This window comes from Mycoplasma zalophi (assembly GCF_025486335.1).
Taxonomy (GTDB): domain Bacteria; phylum Bacillota_I; class Bacilli_A; order Mycoplasmatales; family Metamycoplasmataceae; genus Metamycoplasma; species Metamycoplasma zalophi.
Map to the genome: position 1 here is coordinate 83,986 of NZ_JAOOPZ010000003.1, position 14,994 is coordinate 98,979.

12 protein-coding genes and 6 tRNA genes are annotated in these 14,994 nt (G+C 25.9%); 3 read left to right on the forward strand and 15 right to left on the reverse strand.

From position 1 onward, the window contains the following. Positions 1 to 4: 4 nt before the first annotated feature. Entirely contained in the window at positions 5 to 1,444 is a 1,440-nt protein-coding gene (gene proS, locus N8G13_RS02675) for a proline--tRNA ligase (protein ID WP_262289359.1), read from the reverse strand. Positions 1,445 to 1,576: 132 nt separating this feature from the next. On the opposite strand from proS, the gene N8G13_RS02680 reads away from it, so the two are divergent. Continuing rightward, complete coding sequence (locus N8G13_RS02680; protein ID WP_262289360.1) at positions 1,577 to 1,915, forward strand: carboxymuconolactone decarboxylase family protein; 339 nt, start codon at positions 1,577 to 1,579, stop codon at positions 1,913 to 1,915. A 102-nt stretch (positions 1,916 to 2,017) separates the two neighbouring features. Here N8G13_RS02680 and N8G13_RS02685 read toward each other — a convergent pair. The 7 genes from N8G13_RS02685 to N8G13_RS02715 all read right to left on the reverse strand — a co-directional run bounded on the left by N8G13_RS02685 (position 2,018) and on the right by N8G13_RS02715 (position 9,475). Continuing rightward, positions 2,018 to 2,092, reverse strand: a tRNA-Gln gene (locus tag N8G13_RS02685). 3 nt (positions 2,093 to 2,095) lie between these two features. Continuing rightward, a tRNA-Tyr gene (locus N8G13_RS02690) sits at positions 2,096 to 2,179 on the reverse strand. Positions 2,180 to 2,310: 131 nt separating this feature from the next. Then, a complete protein-coding gene (locus N8G13_RS02695; RefSeq protein ID WP_262289361.1) occupies positions 2,311 to 3,228 on the reverse strand; it encodes an NAD(P)/FAD-dependent oxidoreductase in 918 nt (305 codons plus the stop codon). Positions 3,229 to 3,240: 12 nt separating this feature from the next. Beyond that, positions 3,241 to 4,218: a prolipoprotein diacylglyceryl transferase gene (gene lgt / locus N8G13_RS02700; protein ID WP_262289362.1), complete on the reverse strand. Its 978-nt coding sequence runs from the start codon at positions 4,216 to 4,218 to the stop codon at positions 3,241 to 3,243. Between the two features lie 34 nt (positions 4,219 to 4,252). After that, positions 4,253 to 7,081, reverse strand: a complete 2,829-nt coding sequence (gene uvrA / locus N8G13_RS02705; protein WP_262289363.1) for an excinuclease ABC subunit UvrA — start codon at positions 7,079 to 7,081, stop codon at positions 4,253 to 4,255. Between the two features lie 42 nt (positions 7,082 to 7,123). Beyond that, complete coding sequence (locus N8G13_RS02710; RefSeq protein ID WP_262289364.1) at positions 7,124 to 8,674, reverse strand: MATE family efflux transporter; 1,551 nt, start codon at positions 8,672 to 8,674, stop codon at positions 7,124 to 7,126. A 30-nt stretch (positions 8,675 to 8,704) separates the two neighbouring features. Then, entirely contained in the window at positions 8,705 to 9,475 is a 771-nt protein-coding gene (locus N8G13_RS02715) for a hypothetical protein (protein ID WP_262289365.1), read from the reverse strand. Positions 9,476 to 9,549: 74 nt separating this feature from the next. Between N8G13_RS02715 and N8G13_RS02720 the strand changes: the two genes are divergently transcribed. Together N8G13_RS02720 and N8G13_RS02725 are read left to right on the forward strand one after the other, a co-directional pair. Further along, the gene (locus N8G13_RS02720) at positions 9,550 to 9,714 is read left to right on the forward strand and encodes a hypothetical protein (RefSeq protein ID WP_262289366.1); all 165 of its coding nucleotides are present in this window, start codon (positions 9,550 to 9,552) and stop codon (positions 9,712 to 9,714) included. Between the two features lie 56 nt (positions 9,715 to 9,770). Then, entirely contained in the window at positions 9,771 to 10,556 is a 786-nt protein-coding gene (locus N8G13_RS02725) for a CDP-alcohol phosphatidyltransferase family protein (RefSeq protein WP_262289367.1), read from the forward strand. Between the two features lie 84 nt (positions 10,557 to 10,640). Here the strand turns inward: N8G13_RS02725 and N8G13_RS02730 are convergent. From N8G13_RS02730 to N8G13_RS02760, 7 genes are all read right to left on the reverse strand, one after another. Next, positions 10,641 to 10,716: transfer RNA gene (locus tag N8G13_RS02730), tRNA-Val, on the reverse strand. A gap of 4 nt (positions 10,717 to 10,720) precedes the next feature. After that, positions 10,721 to 10,796, reverse strand: a tRNA-Glu gene (locus N8G13_RS02735). Between the two features lies 1 nt (position 10,797). Next, positions 10,798 to 10,872 (reverse strand) — tRNA-Asn (locus N8G13_RS02740). A gap of 108 nt (positions 10,873 to 10,980) precedes the next feature. Further along, a tRNA-Thr gene (locus tag N8G13_RS02745) sits at positions 10,981 to 11,056 on the reverse strand. A gap of 24 nt (positions 11,057 to 11,080) precedes the next feature. Further along, complete coding sequence (locus N8G13_RS02750; RefSeq protein ID WP_262289368.1) at positions 11,081 to 12,940, reverse strand: DUF2779 domain-containing protein; 1,860 nt, start codon at positions 12,938 to 12,940, stop codon at positions 11,081 to 11,083. Continuing rightward, positions 12,930 to 13,763, reverse strand: coding sequence for an MAGa7180 family putative nuclease (locus N8G13_RS02755; RefSeq protein ID WP_262289369.1), 834 nt, complete (start codon positions 13,761 to 13,763; stop codon positions 12,930 to 12,932). The genes N8G13_RS02750 and N8G13_RS02755 overlap by 11 nt, the downstream gene beginning before the upstream one ends. Next, the gene (locus tag N8G13_RS02760; protein ID WP_262289370.1) at positions 13,763 to 14,791 is read right to left on the reverse strand and encodes a helix-turn-helix domain-containing protein; all 1,029 of its coding nucleotides are present in this window, start codon (positions 14,789 to 14,791) and stop codon (positions 13,763 to 13,765) included. Before N8G13_RS02760 ends, N8G13_RS02755 begins: the two co-directional genes overlap by 1 nt. Between the last annotated feature and the right edge of the window lie 203 nt (positions 14,792 to 14,994).

Genomic DNA, 14,994 nt, shown 5'->3' on the forward strand with positions numbered 1-14,994 from the left:
ACCATTAATAAGATTTTGCAAAAATTACATTCCGTTTTGTTTCTGTTCCATTTATAACACAACTTGATTTTTTATTAATTTTTATTGGATCCTTAAATGGAATACAACGTGCTGTAGCTCCTGTTTCTTGTTGAATAAATTCTTCAGCAGTTTCATCTCCACAAAAAGGAATCATAACTCATTTTCCTTCGGCAATTTTTTGTTTAAATTCTTGATAGTCATTTGTTGTAACAATATTATCAATCATTCTTTTGTGAGCTTGATTATATAAATTTTTGTGAATATTGTCAAATAATTTTTTAATAGTTGTTTTTATTGATTTATCAAATTTTATAGTTTGTTTTTCTAATGTATCTCTTCTTATTACAATAACTTCACCAGATTCAGCTTCTTTTGAACCAATTTCAATTCTTAATGGGGTACCATGAATTTCACTATTAGAAGCTTTAAATCCAGGATTTTTATTACTTGAATCAAGTTCAACACGGAAAAACTTAGATAAGTATTTTTTTACTTCTTGAGCAAATTCTTTTACTTTTGGGTCTTTATGTCCAAAAATTTCTAACACATCAATTTGTACAGGTGCTACTCTTGGCGGGATAATAATACCTCTATCATCACCATGAGCCATAATTAAGGCACCAATAAGTCTAGTGGTTACTCCTCAACTTGTTCCATAAGCATATTCACGTTGATTTTCTTTATTTTTAAAAGTGATATCAAAAACTTTTGTAAAATTTTGTGATAAATAGTGACTTGTTCCTGCTTGAAGTGCACGCCCATCTTTCATCATAGCTTCAATTGTATAAGTAGAACATGCACCTGAAAATTTTTCTCTTGGGGTTTTTTTACCTTGAATAACTGGCAATGATAAATATTTTTTTAGAAAATTAGCATAAATTCTTAACATAGTTTTTGTTAATTTTCTAGCTTCTAAAGCATCAGCGTGAACTGTATGACCTTCTTGTCATAAAAATTCTGTAGTGCGTAGAAATGGATTAGTTGTTTTTTCTCATCTAATAACATTTGCTCATTGATTATAAATTAATGGTAAATCATTGTAACTTTCAACATTATCTTTAAAATAGGTTGAAAATAAAACTTCACTTGTGGGGCGAATATAATATTTTTCAGCCAAAGGTTTTCCACCAACCTCAGTAACTGTTGCAAGTTCAGGATTAAATCCCTCTAAGTGATCTTTTTCTTTTTGGATTAATGAATCAGGAATTAAAAGAGGAAAATAAACATTTTTTACACCTTGTTTCTTAAATTCAATATCTAGGTTTTTTTGAATATTTTCTCAAATACCATAAGATAAAGGTTTAAAAATAATTGTACCTCTAGCTTTTCCATAACTAATTAGATCTCCATTTTTAATTACATCTAAATATCATTTTGAAAAATCTTCTTCTAATGGGGTAATTTTTTCTAATTTTTTTGCCATTTTATTCCTTTCATAAAATAATATTAATTTTCACTAAATAAATATATGTAAATTATATAATAATGCACTCTTAATAGTTATAAATTAATGTTATAATAATTAAAAAATAATTAAGGTAAGGAGGAAAAGGGAATGCACGGATTTCATGACCCAGAAAAAAAACAAAAATATTATTCACAATTAAAAGAAGCAAAAGGTGATTACGTTGAAGCATATGAAAATTTTTCTAAAACTGTTTTTAGAGAAGATGTTTTATCTACAAAGCAAAAAGAATTAATTGCTTGTGCAATTGCAACATCAAAAAGATGTATATGATGTTTAGAATCACATTTACCTAAAGCAAAAAAGGCAGGAGCAACAAAAGAAGAAATTATAGAAGCGGTTATGGTTAGTTCAATTTTTGATGGTGGACCATCGATGGCTACTATAATGTTAGACATAATGCCCTTGTTAGATGAATTATTTAATTAATTTTTTAAAAAACATTCATTTTAAAATATGGATGTTTTTTAAAAAATTAATTAAAAAATAAAAAAACAGAAGATTAGCTTCTGTTTATAGGTCATTTCTGATTGGCTGCCCTTGTTAGATTCGAACTAACGCATGGAGGTACCAAAAACCTCTGCCTTACCGCTTGGCTAAAGGGCAAAATGGTGGGAGGGGAGGGATTCGAACCCCCGAACCGTGAGGAAGTGGGTTACAGCCACCCGCGTTTGGCCGCTTCGCTACCCTCCCATTTGCTCTTACTTAAAGTGCAATATACATTATAATACAAATTTAAAAACTTTTATAAAAAAAAAATAATTTTTTTGTTTTTAAATACTTAGACTTTTTATTAATGCAGTATAAAAAAATACCCGAAGGTATTATAAACGATTTGATAAAATTTTTGCCGCTATTGTTCCATCATTTGTTGCTGTTGTAATTTGTCTAATTGCTTTTTGTCTTACATCACCAATTGCAAAAATATTTTTTATTGTTGTTTCCATTTCTTCATTAGTTATTACGAAACCATTTTCATCTAAAATATTTAATTGTTTTAAAAATGCAGTACTTGGACGAAAACCTATGTAAGGAAAAATTGCATTAACTTCAATTTCTCTTAGTTCACCATTAACATCAGCTAAAATTTTTTCAACACCATTTGCACCATTAATTTCTTTTATTTCACTATTTAATAAAAGAGTAATATTGTTGCGCTTTTTAAGATCATCTACTAATGATTTTTCTGCTATTGTGTGATTTTCACGCACAAAAATATAAACATGGCTCGCTATGTTAGAGATATAAGCAGCTTCTTCAATTGCACTATTTCCTCCACCAATTATAGCCATTGGTTTGTTTGCATATAAAGGACCATCACAAATTGCACAATAACTTAAACCTTTACCATCATATTTTTCAATGTTTTTTATTGAAGAAGGAATATTTGAAATCATTCCAGTTGCAATAATTACTGCTTTAGAAGTTAATTTTGAACCATCTGTCATAATAAGTTCTTTATATTCATCTTCTTTAGAAATAATTTCTTTTACATCTCCATATAAATATTTTGCACCTAAATTTGTTGCATGCATAAACATTCTCAATGCTAAGTCAGAACCTTTTATGGTTTCATCACCAGGTCAATTTTCAATTTTTGATTGGTTAGGTAATTTACCACCTGGTACTGATTTCTCTAAAAAAGCTGTTCTTAATTTTGCTCTTTGACTATAAATTGCAGCTGTAAGACCTGCAGGACCTGAACCTATAATTAAAACATCATAATCGGTTTTATTTTCCATTTTTACCTCTTCTTAAACTGTCTTTGATTTTAATAATTCCTTACGTTGTTTTTCTTTTAATTTACGTAAAGTATATAATTCTGAGTCTTCTCATACATAAAAATGTAAAAGTTTATTTCATTTAGGTGATTTTGAAGGTTCTACTAGATACACTGCATAACGTTTATTTGTAGATAATTCAAAATATAAGACCATAACAATTCCAAAGATAATATATAGAGAACTAAATACATTATAAAAAGTATAGTGATCTTGTCTTAAATTTTCCATACTAATTCTTATAATTCCATAGAACACTCAATAAAGCGCTCCTGTTGTTCCTGGTCTTAATCAATTATATTTATTTAAAATTCATACAAGCGTAATATATCCAACTAAGTTTGCAATAGATTCATAAATAAATAAAGGAACTCTGTATGATGAAATACCATTGTAATTTATAAACATTTGTTTTTTGATGATATCCGGTAGTCATATAATTGATAAATCATCTGCTGAAATTGCTTTTCCAAATAATTCGTGATTTGAAAAATTCCCTCATCTACCAATTGCTTGCCCTATAAATACTGCAGGCAAAATAATTGAAAAACATTTTTTTATGTCAATTTTATGTCTAAAAAATGATAAAAAGATAATATCTGCTATTGTAGCAGTAACTACTCCACCTTGGATTGATAATCCACCCGTCCAAACTTTATATCAGTTTGATTGTAAATATATTCAATCACCTCAAGCCATTCTTTCAAAAATGAAAAATAATCTTGCCCCAACAATTGCTGAAGGTAATGTAATAATTACTACTGTTGCAAAAATTTCAAAAGGATATTTTTCTCTTCTTCAAAAGTAATAAACTGTTAAAATAGCACAAAACATACCAAGCATCATTAATAATGAATAAAGCCTTATATTACCTAATTTTAAAACTGTATCAGGGTCATCAGGAATATATCCACTAAACGCTTGAGTAGTTTTTTCGAAAAAAGCTTCCATGTTCTTCCTTTCTTTTATTACTAATTATATTATATTAATTATTTTTGGTAAGTATTTGTTTCAAGTATTTAGCTGTATAAGAATTATCTTGCTTAGATATCTGTTCAGGTGTTCCTGTTGCAATAATTTTACCACCATTTTTACCACCACCAGGTCCTAAATCAATAATATAATCAGCATTTTTAATAATATCTAAATTATGTTCTATTACTAAAACGGTATCTCCATTATCAACTATACGATTTAAAACTGACAATAATTTTTTAACATCATGAGTATGAAGTCCAGTTGTTGGTTCATCTAAAATAAATAAAGTTTGTCCGGTAGGTTTTTTTTGTAAGTAAGTTGCTAATTTAACTCTTTGTGCTTCTCCACCACTTAATGTTGTTGCAGCTTGTCCTAATTGAATATAACCTAACCCAACATCTAAAAGAGTTTGTAATTTTGCTTGAATTTTTGTTCTTGAACTAAAGAAATCATATGCCTCTTGTATACGCATATTTAAAACATCATTAATTGATTTTTGGTGATATTTAATTTCTAAAGTTTCTTGATTATATCTTTTTCCGTCGCAGTGATCACAAGTAACATAAACATCAGGTAAAAAATGCATTTCAATTTTTATAACTCCATCACCTTGACATTTATCACATCTACCGCCAGGAACATTAAAACTAAAACGTCCTTTTTTATATCCTCTTATTCTTGATTCTTCAACATTTGCAAAAATGTCACGAATATCATCAAAAACACTAGTATAAGTAGCTGGATTTGATCTTGGTGTTCTTCCTATTGGTGATTGAGTAATTTGAATAACTTTATCAATAAATACATCACCAGTAAGTTTAGTATTAGATTTTGAAATTGTGTCTTTTGAAAGATGAGTAGCTAATTCATTTAAAATAATTTCATTAACCAAAGTACTTTTTCCTGAACCAGAAACACCTGTCACACAAACAAATTTACCTAGTGGTATTTTTACATCAATATTTTTTAAATTATTTTTTGAAGCATTTTTAATACTTAAAACTTTTCCATTACCACTGCGTCTTGACACAGGAACATCTATTTTTCACTCACCACTTAAATATTTACCAGTTATAGAATCTTGTGATTTAATAATATCATCTAAATTTCCTTGCGCAACTATATAACCACCTTTATCACCAGCAACAGGTCCAATATCAACAATATGATCAGCTTCTAAAATTGTTTCTTCATCATGTTCGACAACAATTAAAGTATTTCCTATCTCAACCATTTTTTTAAGAGAATTTAAAAGTTTTTGATTATCATGTTGATGCAACCCAATACTTGGTTCATCTAATACATATAAAATTCCAGTTAGATTTGCACCAATTTGAGTTGCTAATCTAATTCTTTGCGCCTCTCCACCACTTAAGGTTTCTGATTTTCTGTTTAAAGTTAAATAATCAAGACCAACATTAATTAAAAATTCTAGTCTGTGAATGGTTTCATTTAAAATTAAACTTGAAATTTCAACTTCTGTTGCATTTAATTCGAGCTTTTTAATAAATTCTAAAATATCTGTTATATCTAATGAACAAATGTCAAAAATATTTTTTTGATTTATTTTTACCGCTAGAGCATAATCATTTAATCTTGAACCCTTACATACGTTACAGGTAATTTCACTCATAAATTTTTTATATCATGCTCTTATTTCTTCACTTGAAGTTTCTAAATATTTTCTTTCTAAAAAAGTTGCAATTCCTTCAATATAACCTTTTCTTTGGTATTTATTTCCTGATGCAGAAATTAACACATATTCAAATTCTTCTTCTGAACCACGCAAAATAATTTTTAATTGTTTAGAAGTCAATTGTTCAATAGGAACATCAATTGGTATTTCATAACGATCTAAAAGCACCTTAAATTCTTGTCATTCTAAGTTTTGGGTATTTACTATATTTTCAAAATATTTAATACCACCTGCTTTTATTGTCATTTTAGGATTAGGAACAATTTTTTCATAATCAGCGTGTAATTTTATTCCAATTCCTTTACATTCTTCACACATTCCATAAGGACTATTAAATGAAAATAATTTAGGTTCTATTTTAGGCATATCAAAGTCGCCATATTCACATGAATAATGTATTGAAAATAACTGACCTTCTTTATCTAATTCATAAACTCTAACGAATCCATTTGAATGCTCTAATGCTATTTCAACAGCTTGTGAAACTCTTTGTCTTTCAGTTTCTTTTAAAGTTAATCTATCAATTACAATATCAATATTTCATCTTTTGTTTTTATCTAAATTAATTTCATCATCAAGTGAGTAAATATCATCATTAATTTTAACTCTTACAAATCCTTCTCTTTTTAACTGTGCTAATTTTGCTTGATGTGAACCTTTTTCACCAAAAACAATCGGACTTAATATATATAATTTAGTGTTTTCTTTGTATTTAAAAATAGCATCAATTATATCTTTATGTTTTTGAGCTTTGATTTCAATATTATGAGTTGGACAAAAAACCTTTCCAATTCTTGCATATAACAATCTTAAATAATCATAAATTTCAGTAACAGTTCCAACAATTGAACGAGGATTATTGTGTGTTGTTTTTTGTTCAATGCTTATTGAAGGACTTAAACCTTCTATACTTTCGACATTAGGTCTTTTTGTATTACCTAAAAATTGTCTTGCATATGAACTTAAACTATCTACATAACGCCTTTTACCCTCTTCATAAATTGTATTAAAAGCAAGTGAACTTTTCCCAGATCCACTTAACCCTGTAAAAACTATTAACTTTTGTCTTGGTAATTCTAAACTTACATTTTTTAGATTATTTTCTTTTGCACCTTTAATTATTATTTTGTCGTTTTTCATATTTAAAATTATAATAAAAAAAGCCCCAATTAAAAAGTTTTTTTAAATTTGAGCTTTGTCATTTGTAATGTTTAATTTTCAGTTAAATTTATGTTGTACAAATTCAAAAATTGATAATCTTACTATATCTCAAACATAAAATAAGAAGTAAGTTAATGGCAGTGAAATATGATATTTAGGAACAACCAACAGTCCTAAGATAATTAGAAATGCAAAGTGTGATCATTGACTAGTAAAGTTTGTAATACTACTTAATGTGCTTCTCCCACCACTACTTATTATTGCACTAGTTGTATAGAATCAGTTTTGCAATGGACTTGTTAAAGCAATTGCTAAGATTGTTAAAAATAAATATTTTGCTTGAATTAATGAAGCATTATAAGCTGCTTGTTGTATTAATTCTTCTTTTGTATCTGCAATTATTTTTGTAATTTGTTTTACTTCTTCAAAACTAAAAGTACTTAAGCGACTAAAAACTTCTTTCTTTACACCAGTAGTTAAAGAATTAGTTTCATAAATTATTACTCCACAAATTATTAAAAGCATACTTAAAAATGAACCAATAATAAAATGAAATCCTTTAAGACTTAATGCATGCCGTTCTGCTTCTTCAAATTTATTTTCACCTAATTTTGTTGCAACAAATACTGCTACATTAGCACCACATGCTGCAATTGTTGCTCCAAACACACTAGCAATTGATTCTGTTAAAGTAAGTATACTCGCAGCTGAAAGTCTCATATATTGTTCATTAACGGTTCCGGGTGGAAAAGCTCTATTTCAAATAATCATTCTTAGAGGAATTACAATCATAGCGCTAAGAGCTACTATAAATGCAAAAATTTTTGAAATATATAGTTTTGCTATTTTTTTTGTGATAAAAAATAAATTCAAGGGATTTAGTCAAATTTGTTTATTTTTTCTTATCATTCAATATGAATCGAGAAAAATACTAATAAATACACTAACAATAGTTCCGTAGGCTGCGGCTTCTGCACCCATTTTAAAACCAAATAGTAAAATTGAATTAATAGTGAAATTAATTATAATATTTATAATAGCAGTTAACATTGAATAAAAACTTTTACCAGTTTCACTTAATAATCCATTAGTATTTCATGCAATTGCCATCCCAAATCATGCAATTGTCATTAATTTTAAATAATTTGAACTAGATTCTAATGCAACACTATCGCCAGGACCAACAAGTAAAACAAATTGATTTGGAATTATTAAAGCAGGAATTGCAAAAACCAAGGCAATTGACAGATAAGTTCAAACTCTAAGTGCCATAATTTGATTTAAATTACCATACTGTTTTGATCCATAAAATTGTCCCACAAACATACTTGCAATGGTATTTATCGTGATAAAAATCATTGTTAAAATACCTGTTCAAAAATTTGCATAACTTAAAGCATTAACACCATTAGGAATATGAGTTACCATAAAATTATCTAAAAAAGCAGTTAATGAAAAAATAATTTCAGTAAAAATTACTGGAACCGTTATTTTTAGATAAGTTTTTCAATCTTTTTTAGTTTGTGGTAAATGCTTAATTATAAAACTTTTTATACTTATTAGTGTTTTCATAATATAAATTCTACCATGAAATTTATTATTTTAAATATCTCAAATTCTATCTTTTAATTCTTTTATCGTCATATTTTCATCTAATTCTAAGGCATTTAATTGTTTAATTAATTCTCTTCTGTGATTTATATCCTTAAGTCACATATCAACTTCCTCTAAATGTTTATTTACATATTCCATTTTCCATACATCATCATGAGAATATTCTTTTAATTCTTTTACTAAAAGTTGTTTATTAATTTCAGTATAATAATGTTTTGTTGTTTCGAAATTGTTTTCTTTACAAAAAAGCAAAAAACCAACATAACTGGCAATGGCTCCATTATTTGACAAAATTCTATTTTTAAAAACATTATGTTTACTTTTTTGCCTAATAATTTCTTTAATTTCTGAAAAATACTGCTTCTTAAACTGTTTTCTTGTTAATATTGATAAGCTGATCGTTTGTTGACTAATTAAAGGAATAACCTTATTTTTTGGAAATAGTCTTTTTAAACATTTATTTTCTAAAACAGGATTATGTCCTACAAATTCAACATCTTGAATTTTAATTTTTGGATTGATTTTTTTAATATCTTTTTTAATTTGTAATCTTAAAGTTTCATAAAAATTTTTTTTGTTTTTAAAATTCATAACATAAGTACGAGATTTAAAAATTCCATGTTCAGCTTGAAACCCTAATGTATAGCAATACGGTGTTGAATTTTCAATTTTAATAATTTTTGCAAAAGGGTTAGTTATTGCTTCAAAATCTATAAAAACTCTTGTTTTATGTTTTGTATTCGCCTTACTAATTGTCATAATAATAATTATAAATATTTTTTTGAATTACTAAAAATATACTTTAAAAAGTTATATAATAGGAATGATTAAACATGAAAAAAAGTAAATCCAGTAAGATAGAAAACAAAAAAAAATTTAAAAAAATAATAAAATACTTAAAAACACCAGCGGGTAAAAAAACTTTAATTTCTATTTCCGTTATTGTTTTTGTTGCAATTGTTGTTGTTGCTACTAGTGCAATAACATTTAATTCATAATAAATAAAAACACAAAATTTTTATGTGTTTTTATTTTTATTTTTTATAATAGCATTATGAAGAAATTTAAAAAAATAAATTGATACTCATCATTATATTTATCTATAATGAGGGTATTAGCTGGTATATTTGTATTTATATTACTTAGTGTAATGAAAATATTTGAACTCGAAACAGCATATCCATATACATTTGGAATTTGTTTTGTGATATTTTTAATTGCAAGTGTTAGTGATTTTTTTGACGGGAGAATAAAAAATAAACATAGTTCAAGCTCAATTCAAATTATTTTTGAACAGTTATCTGACAAGTTCTTAATTTATCCTATTATTTTATTTTTTATTAAATTTAACTTAATTTTTACAAGTGTTGTTATTGTTTTATTCATTCGTGATTTAACAGCTTTAACAGGTAAATTGATTCTTTTTGAAAAAAATATTTATTTTAGAGTTCCAAAAATTATTAAATTTAAAACAACAATTGAAATAGCATCAATTAACATAGTGCTAGCAGTTAATGCAATTTTAGGATTTAAAGGCTATCATATTGAACATTTAGAAGCATGAAAAATAACTGTTTCTGCTATATTTACAATAATAGACTTAGTTGCTATTTATTCATTAATAAAATATTATAAACCAATTTGAAAATACATTTTAAGAGAATTAAAGGCCCATGAAAATGGTAATGGAATTTATGAATTCAGAAATTATACTCCACTTGTAATAGATGACCATAAAGAACTAGATACTCAGTTAAATAGTGAAAATACAAATTCTGATAATGCAACTGAGATTCAGAAATTACCAGAACCAAAGGATAAGAAAAATGAAAAAGACTAAATTTAATAGTCTTTTTTTATTGTTATATTTTAAGAAAAAAATAAAAAATGCCGTTTGGCATTTTATCATTGGCGTTAAAACAAATGGTGGACGATGAGGGGCTCGAACCCACGACCCTTGCCTTGTAAGGGCAATGCTCTCCCAGCTGAGCTAATCGTCCAAAATGGTGACCCTAGCGGGACTCGAACCCGCGAATGCATGGATGAAAACCATGTGTGTTAACCGCTTCACCATAGGGCCATGGCGCCGACAACAGGGATTGAACCTGTGACCAATTGGTTAACAGCCAACTGCTCTACCGCTGAGCTATGTCGGCAACTTATTTATTTAAATTGCTATATTATTATATAACATTTTTTAAAGTTTTGTTAAAAAAAATTATTTTTTATTTTTTTATTTGCCAGCGATATGTCAAAATAACATTTGGTGCCAATTATAGGGATCGAACCTACGACCAACTGATTACGAATCAGTTGCTCTACCAACTGAGCTAAATTGGCTTGTTATTTAATAATTATATAATATTAATTAAAAATATCAATATCTTTATCATCTAAATTATCTACACCATCTTTTAGTAATTTATTTATGAAATCATAGACCATAATCATCGCCAAAACATCATTATGACAATACTCTTTTAATTTTTTAGATTTTTGTTCTCACTCCTTATCACCAATTACTCCTGTATATCTTAAAATAGCATTATCCATTGCCATTTTTCCATTTTTTACTTCTAGCTCACTATAAGGTGTGATTAAATGTTTTAATTGTAAATGAGATTTAGTTATGTATTTTTCAACTTTTTTAATAGAATAATACCCTCTTAGGGTGTGAAGAAAAATAGCATCTCTTTTAAAAGCAAGCATAATGTCAACAGTATTTTCTTTAATTTTTTGTAATTTATATTTTGTTTCATTAAGTTGATTTTGTGTAACTAATTCACTTTTTGAAATATAATCAATCATTTCATTCATTCTTGTAATTTCATAACCTTTATTAAAAACTACATATGCATCATGTGTTTTATTACCATAAACTTGATTAATTAAATCTATAAAATCATTTATATTTATAGTTTTAGGATCATACATAATATCTTTTGTTTCATGATCAATTATTTGTAATTCAAATGAATCTTCTTTTTTTAGTGTAATAGTTTTTATAATACTCACTTGATTTACAACTTGTGTATAAGGCTTTACATTATCTAATGGTGAAAAAGGTAAACTAAAACCTTCAAAGTCATATCAAATTACTTCCGAACCTTCTTTTTGAATATTTTTTATAATATCTTGAGTACGATCTTTATTCATTAAATTAATTTTATTAAAAATATATTGCAATTCTGTTTTAGATTCTTCTTCATTTTTTATTTCGTCGAATTTATTTTCAAAGAAAAATTTTTTTATTTTAATTAAAAAAGTACCATTTATATTTGCAAACTTAGGATTTTCTGTAAAAAATATTAAATTTGCATGTTCATTTTTACCTCAATCACTTATATTATCTGATTCATTATATGTATCTAAAAAATCACTATTTACTAGTAAAGATAACCATAAATTGGAAAATTGATCAAGTGATAAAGGTTCTAAGGTTTTTTGTTTATTTGATTTTGTTATATTTATAAAACCATCGTTTAGTAAATCATTTATATTAAAAGTGCGTTCTTCATTTACACCATTTTTTTTAGTTTTTGCATATGCAATTTCTTGTTGTTTTTTTATATGTACTTCGTTTTTTTTATTGATATCTCGATCTAATATTAAAAAAATATAGTCATTGACTTTTAAATTATTTCTTTTTAAAATTTCAGCTTCTCAATATGCTTTTAAAACATATTTTCATTTTTTAATAGAAGTTACAGCATTTTGAGAATATAAAATATTTTTTTCTTTATTATAAGCTGCTGGATTGGCTAAAAATATATTTTCATTATCTGAATCAATATAAGTTATAAAAAACGGATTTCTAATTAATTTAATTTTTGGATCTAGTAATGCAGATTTTGTTAAAGAAATTTTTTCTTCAAGAGATTTCATAATTGGAACTACAAAAATTTCACTTGGATTATAATTTTCTTCAATAATATCAATCATTTTTTGATTGATTTTTTTAAACATTACATTAGTAGCTACACTAAAATAGTTATTTGCTTCAATTTTAGGCAATTCATTATTTTCTAAAAAAGAATCAAATACTTGTGAAAAATAATCAAATTCATCTTCTTCATCAGATGATTCTTCTTCAAAATTATCTTGTTTTTGAACTTTTTTTAAACTTAAATAATCATCCTTTGAATGTTTAATTCAAAAATCAGATGATGTATTTGCTGAAAAATAATTTTTAAATTTTGCAATTTTTTCAGGATTAATTTTCATATAAGTTTATTTTTCCTTGTTCTAACCACTTATTGTATAATTCTTCTCATTGCTCTTTGTTTTCGCATCTTAATCACTCAATTAAATCAGCATTAACTGCTAAATCATAAGTTGGACTAATTCCAGATTCTGTATATTTTTTATATCAGGCATACACTTTTTCAATGTCATCTTCTGCTTGCTCTTTATTTAGTTGATATAGTTTAACCATACTTTTTCTTTTATAAACATCTACTTTATCTAAATTTTGATAATCATCTTCTTCTAAAAAAGAAGCGCAAATAGCATAAGAAGTTGCACCTTTTAAGTATGCATATAACTGTGATTGTTTGATGTAATTTAATGGGATTCCATTAGCTTGTCAGTAATCATAATTTTTAAGCCCGGTTGTTTTTATTTCAATAATAGTATTAGTTGATTGAATGTAACCATCAGGAAGTCCGCCTAAAATTAAATTATCTTTAAAATAATCATAATTATATTTCGCAGCAGGAAAAGTTTCAACTACTTTATTTGTTTTTTGTTCTAACATTTTAATAATTTCTGGTTCTAAAACAATTCCAGCATTTACATATTTTTTGTCTAAAATTGGTAACCCGATTTTAGAAATATTACAAAAAGCCACAAAATCATTGTGCAATGCATCTAAATTTAAAACATTAGCAATACTTGAACCACCTACTTTTTTAAAACCTGTAAAACTTCCAGGTTTAGATGATAATAACTTCTTGTGAAAATCAGGCGCTAATTTAACTATTTTATTTTCTTCATCTAAATAATAATCTTTATTATTGTAATAATTTCTTGTAATTTTATTTGACATTATTCCTCTTCGAATGTTACTTTTGGATATTTTAGTTGTAAACTTTCTCAAATGTAACTTACATCTGCATTAGGGTTTTTTTGAGTTTGTCACTTAGCTGAGTTATAACAACTAATTGCATCATAAATTGCTTTATATTGAGTTATTGTTTGTTTTTCTCATCTTTCGTATTCTTCAATAACGAAATTATCAATTTCTTCTTCTGTTTTTTTAGGAAAATAACAGTGTACTATTTCATGTAATAATGTGAAAAATATAAAACATTCTCTTTGATACATATCACTTAAAAATATAAATCTTTTTGCACCTTTTTTTATAGTTATTCCTCTTATCATAGAATCTTCTATGAATTTTTTTGTAACCAAAACAATACCTTTTTTTCTCAAAAAAGTTTTTAACAATGAAATTTTTTCATTAAATGGTTTATTAGAACTCATTATATTTAGTGCTTTTTTAATAGCTGGTGTATATTCATTTGATCTAAAAGTACCAACAGGTTCATAAGGATCTACACCTAATTCACAAAATCTAATTCAAACATATGTGTTGGGTTTATCGTGAAATTTTTTAAATTCCGCTAAAACATGTTCATCTAAATATAATTTATAATCCTCTAAATTAGAAACACCATAAAATTTCTTTAATGACATTAATTTTTCATAATCATACATATTTTCTTGAATATATATATTGAAAGGACTACTTAATTGTGGGTTTTGGATTAAAAAATTAATTCCATATTCATTTAAATAATTTTTAACTTTGTCTTTTAATCCACTTATTATTTGTTTATTTTTGTAGATGTAATATTTTTCAGACAATGTACCTGATTTTAAATTAAATACATATTCAAGTCCTTCTAAAACATTGACTGTTAATTCATTTATATCACCTTTTAAAATTGTATTCATATGTTTTAAACTTAATCCCAAACGCATTGCCAATTCTTTTTGGGACATTTTGTGTGATTTTAAAAGTAATTTTAATTCATCATTAAATTTTAAAAAATCAGTTTGAGCTTTTAACATTTTTACCTCTTTTTTTACAATTAAATTATATAATTAAAATTCATTTTTTTGTTTTTTTATTCCTTTTTTTAGGAAAAAATAATGTGCATTTTTTTATAAAAAATTGCAAAAATAATAAGTTAATTTGAAAAAGATAAAAAAGATTATGATTTTGTTTATTATTAAGTTTTTTTATATCTATTATTTAAAGTAAATTTTAAAAC